This window comes from Staphylococcus auricularis, assembly GCF_051172115.1.
GTDB lineage: Bacteria > Bacillota > Bacilli > Staphylococcales > Staphylococcaceae > Staphylococcus > Staphylococcus auricularis_A.
On sequence record NZ_JBPIZN010000004.1, the window covers coordinates 183,318 to 193,643 of the forward strand.

Consider the following 10,326-nt stretch of genomic DNA (forward strand, 5'->3'; position numbering starts at 1 on the left):
TACGCTATTTATTGAAGCTATTCTTCTTTTTGAGTTGAATTGCTACGTGAAGGCTGGCGCTTAATGAGCCATGCGGTAATGAATGCAGTGATTGGAATACTGATCGCGACTGCAATGCCTCCAAGTAAGATGGAAACAAATTCTTGCGCAAACAATTTAGAGTTGATGATTTGGTCAAATGAATAGTTTAATTTAAAGAACCAAATGAAAATCGTTAGTTGTCCACCTAAATAGGCTAGATAAATCGTATTTGCAGATGTCGCTAATATTTCACGACCAACCCGCATGCCGGAATCAAATAGTTCACGGCGTGTCAGTTCTGGTTTTGTTTCGTATAATTCGTACATTGGCGAACTGATCGTGATGGCTAAATCAATCACAGCTGCAATGACTGCTAACACGATTGAAAATACCATGAATTTAACCATGTCTATGCCGATATTCATTGAATATACATATGTTTCATCCTGTTGTTCTGTCGTAAAGCCTTGTAAATTACCAATCGAGATGGATAGATAAATGCCAGTGATTAGTATCACGGACGTAATTAACGTACAAATAAATGCAGCGAGTGTCTTCGTATTGTAGCTGTTTAATACGAAGAGGTTACATGCTGAGATGGCGATTGAGAAAATGAGTGTCACTAAATAAATCGGTGCGCCGAACATAATCGCAATGATTGAAATAAGCAAGATAATAAAGTTAAGGAACAACGTCAAGAATGAGATGAGTCCTTTTTTACCACCGAAAATGATCATTACGATGAATAAAATGAAGCCGAGTATTGTCATTGCACTCATACGCGTTCACCTCGCCATTTGAACCAGAGTTGCATGAGTAAAATAGTGATTGGTATCGTGAGTACAATACCGATACCCCCTGTAATCGCTCGAGCAATTTCAAGTGACCAATTCATTGAAATGGTATACGTAATCGTGTTTTCGTTTTTTAAATAAACAAGAATCATCGGTAAACTTCCTGATAAATAGGAAAAGAGTAAGATGTTGGTCATCGTACCCATAATGTCTTGACCAATGTTCCGACCAGCGAGTGCCCAACGCGTGAGGGAAATATTGGGATTACGACGCAAGATCTCATACATCCCGCTCGCAATCGTAATCGCCACATCCATCACAGCACCGAGTGAGCCGATTAATACCGAAGCGAGAAAGACTTCTGTGGGTGGCATCGTTAAGAAGTCCATCGTTTCATACTTGAGTCCTTCGCCACCTGTAAGGACAATGACGAGTTGTGTGATGCCGATACAAATAAAGGTGCCAAGCAAGGTACTCACGATCGTTACGAGCGTACGAGTGTGCCAACCTGTGACTAATAACAAGGTAATGATCGTCGAGATGACCACGGCGCCGCACATTAATAGGAATAAATTGATGTTTGAATTGAGCGTATTGATATAAATGGCAATCAACACTGCTAATGTATTTAAGATCAATGAGATAATCGATTGTAAGCCTACCTTACGTCCGACAACAAGTAACGTGATGAGAAATATACCTGTTATTGCGACAATCAAGGAGTCACGTTTTTGTTCAATAATATAAGCATCACTTGGCGATTTGTCCATATGTAATAATACTTTGTTGTTTTCGTGATATTGTTCACTGTCAGCTTGGGATTCAACATAACTGTGTTTGAGATGTGTGGTTTCACCTTCAAACTGACCATTTAATAATTTGATGGTTAAGATTTCATCATGTTGCGTATCTTTATTGCTATGTTCATCATTGAGTTGCTTTGTTTGTTGATGCTCGATAGATTCAATTTGTCCGATAGGGATGTTGTAAAACTTTTCATTGAAAAAAGTGAAAATAAACAATGCGATAAAAATTACGGTAAAAATAGCGATAAACCATTTAAACGGACCAGAACCTAATTGTTTACGTAACATTTTCCACCTTCTTACTGTAGGAATGTGTTGAGTCAATGTGATTATACGCTTGAAAATCTTGTTTTTCAAAGCATTATCGGTCAGACTTTCGCATGACAAGACGCTCAACTATCTCTGTCACGCATCCTCTTATACAATAACCTTGCACTTTATAAGTATTAAGATTCATTTTAGGTAAAAAGTGTTAAAGTAGTTTAAAATTTGGGTAAAATTATAATTGACTTAGAAATTCAATTGTTATAAGATATCAATGAACTTGATACATGGAGGAATACCCAAGTCCGGCTGAAGGGATCGGTCTTGAAAACCGACAGGGGCTTAACGGCCCGCGGGGGTTCGAATCCCTCTTCCTCCGCTATATGCGAGATCCTCGTTATACTTCGTTAATGACAACGTTGTGATAACGAGGATTTTTTGTTGTCTTAATTTAAATTGACGTATGCGTTTATCTTTCTGAGTGAAAGCCTTTGCAAAACTTGTATAGACAGGTTATACTTTCTATGAAATCGATAGCAAGGGAGTGAAAGGTATGGCAGTAAAGAAAAAGGACGTCGAACGCATCGTGGAAGCGATTGGTGGGAAAGATAACATTCAATACGCGACCCATTGTGTGACACGTTTACGGTTAGTGTTGAAAGACAAAAGCAAAGTAGATGCGGATTTACTTGCTGAAAATAACTTAGTCAAGGGACAGTTTGAAGCGGATGACCAGTATCAAATCGTCATTGGACCCGGGACAGTCGATGAAGTATACGCGCGGTTCGCTGAACAAACGGGGATGAGTGATGATTCTGGGAAATCATCCGATACGCAATCTGGTGAGAAAGAGGAGAAAAAGGGAAATGCCTTACAACGTTTTATTAAACTTTTAGGGGACATCTTTATTCCAATCCTACCCGCTATTGTGACAGCTGGTTTGTTATTAGGGATTAATAACTTATTAACGATGAAAGATCTATTTGGCCCGCAACCGTTGGTAGAACAATTTCCTCAGTTACATGACATTGCTGACATAATAAAAGTCATTGCGAATACAGCATTTACATTCTTACCTGCTTTAGTCGGTTGGAGCAGTATGCGTGTATTTGGTGGGAGCCCAATCCTTGGTTTGGTGTTAGGGCTCATTTTGATGAATCCGCAACTCGTACCCCAATCTGAAATTGCGAAAGGTAACATTCCAACGTGGAATATTTTTGGTTTAGAAATTAAACAACTGAATTATCAAAACCAAGTGTTACCTATCTTATTAGCCACTTATGTATTAGCGAAATTAGAAAAACTATTGAATCGTGTCGTCCATGATACGATTAAAATGCTCGTCGTTGGACCGGTCGCATTGCTCATTACAGGTTTCCTTTCATTTATCGTGATTGGACCGATCGCATTGTGGCTAGGTGCTGGTATCACGAATGCAGTGGTGTTTATCTTTGATTACGCTGGCTGGTTAGGTGGCGCATTATACGGTTTCTTCTACGCACCACTCGTCATTACCGGTTTACATCACATGTTCTTAGCAGTGGACTTCCAACTTATGAGTAGCGATTTAGATGGTACGTATTTATGGCCTATCCTCGCGATTTCCAATATATGCCAAGGTTCCGCAGCGTTCGGTGCATGGTACGTCTACAAGCGAAATAAAATGGTTAAAGAGGAAGGGTTAGCGTTAACGTCAGGTATCTCAGGGTTACTTGGTGTAACTGAACCTGCATTGTTCGGTGTAAACTTACCATTGAAATATCCATTCCTCGCTGCCATCTCTACATCAGGCGTACTTGGTGCGATTGTTGGTGCCAGTGGTGTCTTAGGCAATGTAGGTGTCGGTGGTGTGCCTGCGATTATATCTATCAGCAGTGAATATTGGGGATTATACCTCGTGGTCACATTGATTGCAGTTGTAGTGCCAGCCGCATTAACAATCATATTCTCAAACTTTAGTAATGATAAAGTGAAGAAAATGGTAGATGAATAATTTAAACCCGCATGGTATAAAGCGTTTTAAAATGAAAGGAAGGGTGAGCACGGATGTCGCAAACAGATTGGAGAAAATCTGTCGTATACCAAATTTATCCGAAATCATTCAACGATACGACAGGTAACGGTCAAGGTGATCTTAACGGCATTATTGATAAATTAGATTATTTAGCGTATTTAGGCGTAGACTATATATGGCTAACCCCTATCTATCCTTCTCCAATGAATGATAACGGTTATGATATTAGTGATTATTATCGAATCAATGAACAATTCGGTACGTTAGAAGATTTTAAAAGATTGTTAGAAACAGCGCATCAGCACGGATTGAAAGTGATGTTGGATATCGTGTTTAATCATACGTCGACAGACCATACATGGTTCCAACAAGCACTGGCTGATCCTGAAAGCCCGTATCGTGATTATTATTTCTTTAGAAAAGGATGTCATGGCGAACCACCTACCAACTGGCAATCTAAATTCGGTGGTAATGCTTGGCAATATGAACCGAATTCTGGTGAATATTATTTACACTTATTTGATGTGAGCCAAGCTGACCTTAATTGGGAAAATGAACAAGTACGGCAATCACTATACGATATTGTGAAATATTGGATGTCATATGGTGTCGACGGCTTTCGCTTTGATGTCATCAATCTCATTTCTAAAGATCGATTTGAAGATTCTGATGCGATTGGAAAAGAGTACTATACGGATGGGCCACGGGTTCACGATTTTATTCACGAGATGAACAGGGCTACATTTGGAGATCGAGAGATGATGACGGTGGGAGAAATGTCATCTACAACTATTGATCATTGCATTCGTTACACTCAACCCGAACGGCAAGAACTAAATAGCGTATTTAACTTTCATCATTTAAAAGTGGATTACGCAGAAGGTGAAAAATGGACTGAATCCCAACTCGACTTTCATAAATTGAAAGAGATTTTAATCGAATGGCAAATCGGGATTTATGAAGGTGGCGGTTGGAATGCTATTTTCTGGTGTAATCACGATCAGCCCCGCATCGTCAGTCGCTTTGGGGATGATTCAACGGAAGCGATGCGCCAACGCAGTGCGAAAATGTTAGCGATTGTACTGCACATGCTACAAGGTACACCTTACATTTTCCAAGGTGAAGAAATAGGAATGACGAACCCTCATTTTAACAAACTGGACCAATATCGAGATGTAGAATCCCTCAATGCGTATGATTCACTACAAGAAGCAGGTAAAAGTGAACCAGAAATCATGCGTATCTTAGCTCAAAAATCACGCGATAATGCGAGAACACCAATGCAATGGCATGACGGCACACAGGCAGGCTTTACTGAGGGAGAACCTTGGATTGAAGTTTCGGATAATTATAAGGATATTAATGTTGAGCAAGCGATCAGTGATGAACAATCCGTTTTACAAACCTATCGCAAACTCATTCAACTCAGACATAACCATGATGTTGTGACTTATGGTAATATAGAACCGTTATATATGGCACACGATCAATTGTTTATCTACAGACGAAATGATGAACACACGAGCTGGTTAATCATCGCAAACTTTTCTAATGAAGCGGTTGCCATACCTGAAGATTTAGATACGACAGGACAAACCGTGATAGAAAATGAACCTGATCTTTTAGCAGAAGGTAAGATACCAGCTTATGGAGCCATTGTAATCGATCAATAAATCAATAGAGTTGAGTGTGAAAGTAAATGGGTCAACAGAAATTTATTACGATATATGAAGCGTTGAAAGCAGATATTTTACAGGGAGATTATAGCTACCGCGAACAACTTCCTTCAGAGCCATCACTAGCGAAGACCTATAACGTGTCACGTGAAACAGTCAGAAAAGCGTTAAACATGTTATCGAATGATGGTAAAATACAAAAGATTAAAGGAAAGGGTTCTGTCGTGATCTACCAAGGGATGACTGAATTCCCTTTAGCAGACCTTAGAAGCTTTAAAGAAGTACAAGCAGAACTCGGACGAACTTATGATACAGAAGTGAAAGTATTAGAAATGGTGAAAGCCATCGATGTGCCTACCGTGAAACATGCGCTCGATCTAACTGCGGAACAACAACTTTGGCATGTGATCCGATTGCGTCATTATGAGAATAAAACCAAGATTATAGATGAAGATTATTTTCTCACGGAGATTGTGCCGAGATTAACTGAAGCTATTGCCCAGGATTCGATATATGACTATATTGAGCATGATTTAGGTCGGAAAATCAGTTACTCTAATAAAACGATTACGTTTGAACCATTTGGTGATCAAGAATATCAATATTTTGGGGAGATTAATCCACCTTATACGGCTACGGTGCGTGGCGTAGTTTATCTGGAAAATACGACCAAATTTCAATACAACATTTCAAAACATTTAGCGACTGAATTTCAATTTAATGATTTTTCGCGTCGTCGTTCTGAATAATTGATGCTGTGTGAGCTGAGGTAGCGTTAGTGTATTGAGTAGTTTTGATTCATCTTAAGCGGAATCAGTTTGTGAACGAGCGGTTTACATGTCCTTTACAAAAAATAAAAGTTTTAGCTTGCAAACGTGAGCGAAATTATAGTATTATATGACTTATCGTGCTAGGCGGGGAGGTAGCGGTTCCCTGAACTTGAAAGCCGCTTTATGCAAGGCTTAATCCCTTTGTTGAGGATGTGTTTTTGTGAAGTCTGCCCAAAACACGCGGTGTTTGAAGATTTCGGTCCTATGCAATATGAACCCATGAACCATGTCAGGTCCTGACGGAAGCAGCATTAAGTGGATCATCATATGTGCCGTAGGGTCGCCGAGATTTAGCTGGCGGTTTTGGTAACGTTTATGATGCACATTCGATACAAAGGTGCACGATTTTTTTATTGTGTATGAAGATAATATAATGAATATAGATATGAAAGATAAAGCTGGGACAACGGGTTGTTCCAGCTTATTTGTTGTCTTTGGTTAATTGAGATGAGCATTGGGCTAGAAGCAATTGAAGTGGCCATAGGAAATAGCTTAATGATTTTTACCAGCCAACGAACGTAAATCGTATTCAAATATAAATGTGCAATGATATAATAGAATGGATTGTAATTGGAGGTGCGAAAGTGAACTACCAAGCTTTATATCGAATGTTCAGACCACAAAGCTTTGACGATGTTGTTGGACAAACCCATGTAACCAAAACATTACAGAATGCAATCGCAAAAGGGAAACAGTCTCACGCTTATATTTTCAGCGGTCCCCGTGGTACAGGTAAGACAAGTATTGCGAAAATCTTTGCGAAAGCGATTAACTGTTTGAACCGTTCAGACGGCGAGCCTTGTAATGAATGTGCTGTTTGTAAAGGAATCACGCAGGGGACAAACTCCGATGTCATTGAGATTGACGCTGCGAGTAATAATGGTGTAGATGAGATTAGAAATATTAGAGATAAAGTGAAATATGCGCCGGGTGAATCAAGATACAAAGTCTATATCATCGACGAGGTGCACATGTTAACAACAGGTGCATTTAACGCCCTGTTAAAAACACTCGAAGAACCACCTGCACATGCCATTTTTATATTAGCTACGACAGAACCACATAAAATACCTCCAACGATTATTTCACGTGCACAACGGTTTGATTTTAAAGCAATCAGTCACGAAGATATCGTAGAAAGATTACGTTATGTCGCTCAAACGCAAGAAATTGACTATGATGATGAAGCACTTGAATTTGTAGCTAAATCTTCAGAAGGTGGGATGCGTGATGCATTGAGTATTATGGATCAAGCAATCGCTTTCGGTAACGACCGATTGACGTTACAAGATGCGCTTAATGTGACAGGTAGTGTAGATGAAGCATCCTTAAATGAACTGTTTAATGAAGTTGTTAAAGGGGATGTACGTGATGCATTTAGCACTTACCATCATTTTGTATCAGAAGGTAAAGAGGTTAATCGCTTAATCAACGATATGATTTATTTTGTGCGTGATACGATCATGAACAAGACGTCTCAAACAGACACACAATATGATGCGCTCATGCATTTTGAACTCGATACGTTGTATAAAATGATTGATATTATAAATGATACACTCGTTTCAATTCGCTACAGTGTGAATCAGAGTGTTCATTTTGAAGTGCTACTGGTTAAGCTGACAGAAATGATTAAAGCACAGCCCCAAGAAGTTCAAGCAGCCTCAGCGGCAAGTTTTGCTTCAGAGCCTAATAATGATGTGTTATTGCAACGCATGGAACAGCTGGAAAATGAACTCCAAACACTTAAATCACAAGGTATTTCGGCTTCATCTTCTCAATCACAACCATCTCGATCCAACACTAGTCGGCGTAAGAAATATAAAGGCGCTTATACGATGACAGATATCAGCAAAGTACTCGATAAAGCGAATAAAGAAGATATCAAATTATTGAAAGATCACTGGCAAGAAGTGATTGATTATGCGAAAGGTAATAATCAAAAAGCGCTTGTGAGCTTACTCCAAAATTCAGAACCTGTAGCTGCGAGTGAGACGAAAGTGCTCGTGAAGTTTGATGAAGAAATTCACTGTGAAATCGTGAATAAAGATGATGATAAACGCAGTAGTATTGAAAATGTAGTATGCAATATCATCAATAAGAAAGTGAACGTCGTTGGGGTACCATCAGATCAATGGCTCAGAGTACGCTCTGAATATCTACAAAACAGAAAACAACGTTCACAATCTGACAGTACGACTGAGGAGGAAACAGACTACACTAATGAGTCGCAAGTGGACGTGGCTCAAAAAGCGAAAGAACTCTTTGGTGAAGATACCGTAAGATTAGTTGATGAGGAATAATGGTCATGTGTAGTAAATCGTTTTCTATTTTTAAAGGAATGGAAGCCTGAATGCGGTGAGATGGCTATAGATATAGAACTTTTAGAAAAGACTGAGGGTTAAAAAGCGTTTAAGTCGATAAAGAGATACATGACAACATTTATAAAGCACGGTATAATAAAACAACAACATCATTAGTGAAAAGTAACCATTATAAGGAGGACGTAATTTATGCGCGGTGGCGGAAATATGCAACAAATGATGAAACAAATGCAAAAAATGCAGAAAAAAATGGCTGAAGAACAAGAAAAATTAAAAGAAGAACGCATTCAAGGTACAGCAGGTGGCGGTATGGTCACTGTTACTGTATCAGGACATAAAGAAGTCATTGATGTAGAAATCAAAGAAGAAGCGGTCGATCCTGACGATATCGAAATGTTACAAGACTTAGTAGTTGCCGCTACAAACGAAGCGATGAATAAAGCTGATGAACTTACACAAGAACGTTTAGGCAAACATACTAAGGGCTTAAATATTCCAGGAATGTGATAAGATGCAATACCCAGAACCGATTTCTAAACTGATTGACAGTTTCATGAAATTGCCAGGCATTGGCCCTAAAACGGCACAACGTCTGGCTTTTCATGTATTAGATATGAAGGAAGATGACGTAGTCCAATTCGCTAAAGCGCTCGTAGATGTTAAACGTGAGCTCACATACTGTAGCGAATGTGGTCATATTACAGAACAAGACCCTTGTTATATATGTCAGGATAAACAACGCGATCGTTCGGTTATATGTGTGGTAGAAGATGATAAAGATGTCATTGCAATGGAAAAAATGCGCGAATATAAAGGCTTATATCACGTCTTACATGGTTCAATCTCTCCAATGGATGGTGTAGGGCCTGAGGATATTAATATCCCTAGCTTAATCAATCGATTGAAAGATGAAGAAGTGAAAGAGATTATTTTAGCAATGAACCCAAACCTTGAAGGTGAATCTACCGCAATGTACATTTCTCGCTTGGTTAAACCCATCGGTATCAAAGTGACAAGATTAGCACAAGGTTTATCTGTGGGTGGCGATTTAGAATACGCTGATGAAGTAACATTATCTAAAGCCATTGCAGGTCGTACGGAAATGTAAAATATAAGATATAAACATGAGGTGGTTTCATTCTACCTTTGATCGGCACAGTTTTTAAGCTGGCCGATTTTTTTATAAATTTTTTGGGAAAAGTATAAGTTTGTTTTTTGGAGATATATTGTGATGGTTGGAGGAATATGCAACTGTTTTGCCATGGAAAAACGAACAATAGATGATAGTGAATGGAATAAGGTTAGTAATTACCTTTAGAAATGTTAAGCTAATATAAAGCGAGTGTAAATTTTACTGTTGTAAAAGCTGTTGAATGCCTGTATAGTTATTACTTGTCGAACGAAATAAACGACTCACAACGTTAACAAATTAATTATAAAAAGGTGTTGACTTCAATAGTTAAAACGTGTATAATTAATTATCGTTGGTTGAAGAAATGAACATTGAAAACTGAATGACAATATGTCAACGTTAATTCCAATAAACAACGATTCAATCGTTGATTGAACAAGTGTTGAAGAAACACATTTAGCAAAT

At 38.7% G+C, this 10,326-nt stretch carries 8 protein-coding genes, 1 tRNA gene and 1 other RNA gene; 8 read left to right on the forward strand and 2 right to left on the reverse strand.

Features of this window, described 5'->3' with window-relative positions:
- Positions 1-17 precede the first annotated feature (17 nt).
- A complete protein-coding gene (locus ACSBRB_RS08700) occupies positions 18-800 on the reverse strand; it encodes a YibE/F family protein (RefSeq protein WP_435032448.1) in 783 nt (260 codons plus the stop codon).
- On the reverse strand, positions 797-1,909 hold the full coding sequence (locus tag ACSBRB_RS08705; protein WP_435032449.1) for a YibE/F family protein: 1,113 nt from the start codon (positions 1,907-1,909) through the stop codon (positions 797-799). Before ACSBRB_RS08705 ends, ACSBRB_RS08700 begins: the two co-directional genes overlap by 4 nt.
- 265 nt (positions 1,910-2,174) lie before the next feature.
- On the opposite strand from ACSBRB_RS08705, the gene ACSBRB_RS08710 reads away from it, so the two are divergent.
- The 8 genes from ACSBRB_RS08710 (at position 2,175) to recR (ending at position 9,837) form a co-directional block, all read left to right on the forward strand.
- Positions 2,175-2,264 (forward strand) — tRNA-Ser (locus ACSBRB_RS08710).
- 174 nt (positions 2,265-2,438) lie between these two features.
- On the forward strand, positions 2,439-3,878 hold the full coding sequence (gene treP, locus ACSBRB_RS08715; RefSeq protein WP_435032450.1) for a PTS system trehalose-specific EIIBC component: 1,440 nt from the start codon (positions 2,439-2,441) through the stop codon (positions 3,876-3,878).
- Between the two features lie 53 nt (positions 3,879-3,931).
- On the forward strand, positions 3,932-5,572 hold the full coding sequence (gene treC, locus ACSBRB_RS08720) for an alpha,alpha-phosphotrehalase (RefSeq protein WP_435032451.1): 1,641 nt from the start codon (positions 3,932-3,934) through the stop codon (positions 5,570-5,572).
- 26 nt (positions 5,573-5,598) lie between these two features.
- Complete coding sequence (gene treR / locus ACSBRB_RS08725; protein ID WP_435032453.1) at positions 5,599-6,324, forward strand: trehalose operon repressor; 726 nt, start codon at positions 5,599-5,601, stop codon at positions 6,322-6,324.
- A 156-nt stretch (positions 6,325-6,480) separates the two neighbouring features.
- Positions 6,481-6,750: signal recognition particle sRNA large type (gene ffs, locus ACSBRB_RS08730), an RNA gene on the forward strand.
- A gap of 239 nt (positions 6,751-6,989) precedes the next feature.
- Positions 6,990-8,708 carry a DNA polymerase III subunit gamma/tau gene (dnaX, locus tag ACSBRB_RS08735; protein WP_435032454.1) on the forward strand — a complete coding sequence of 573 codons (1,719 nt, stop codon included), beginning with the start codon at positions 6,990-6,992 and terminating at the stop codon, positions 8,706-8,708.
- 210 nt (positions 8,709-8,918) lie between these two features.
- Entirely contained in the window at positions 8,919-9,236 is a 318-nt protein-coding gene (locus ACSBRB_RS08740; RefSeq protein WP_059107725.1) for a YbaB/EbfC family nucleoid-associated protein, read from the forward strand.
- Positions 9,237-9,240: 4 nt separating this feature from the next.
- On the forward strand, positions 9,241-9,837 hold the full coding sequence (recR, locus tag ACSBRB_RS08745; RefSeq protein WP_059107724.1) for a recombination mediator RecR: 597 nt from the start codon (positions 9,241-9,243) through the stop codon (positions 9,835-9,837).
- The last annotated feature ends 489 nt before the right edge of the window (positions 9,838-10,326 follow it).

Excerpts from the sequence above, each read along its gene's own strand:
- recR (WP_059107724.1), top strand. The coding sequence starts at position 9,241 with ATGCAATACCCAGAACCGATTTCTAAACTGATTGACAGTTTCATGAAA.
- ACSBRB_RS08705 (WP_435032449.1), bottom strand. The coding sequence starts at position 1,909 with ATGTTACGTAAACAATTAGGTTCTGGTCCGTTTAAATGGTTTATCGCT.
- treP (WP_435032450.1), top strand. The coding sequence starts at position 2,439 with ATGGCAGTAAAGAAAAAGGACGTCGAACGCATCGTGGAAGCGATTGGT.
- treR (WP_435032453.1), top strand. The coding sequence starts at position 5,599 with ATGGGTCAACAGAAATTTATTACGATATATGAAGCGTTGAAAGCAGAT.
- ACSBRB_RS08700 (WP_435032448.1), bottom strand. The coding sequence starts at position 800 with ATGAGTGCAATGACAATACTCGGCTTCATTTTATTCATCGTAATGATC.
- treC (WP_435032451.1), top strand. The coding sequence starts at position 3,932 with ATGTCGCAAACAGATTGGAGAAAATCTGTCGTATACCAAATTTATCCG.
- ACSBRB_RS08740 (WP_059107725.1), top strand. The coding sequence starts at position 8,919 with ATGCGCGGTGGCGGAAATATGCAACAAATGATGAAACAAATGCAAAAA.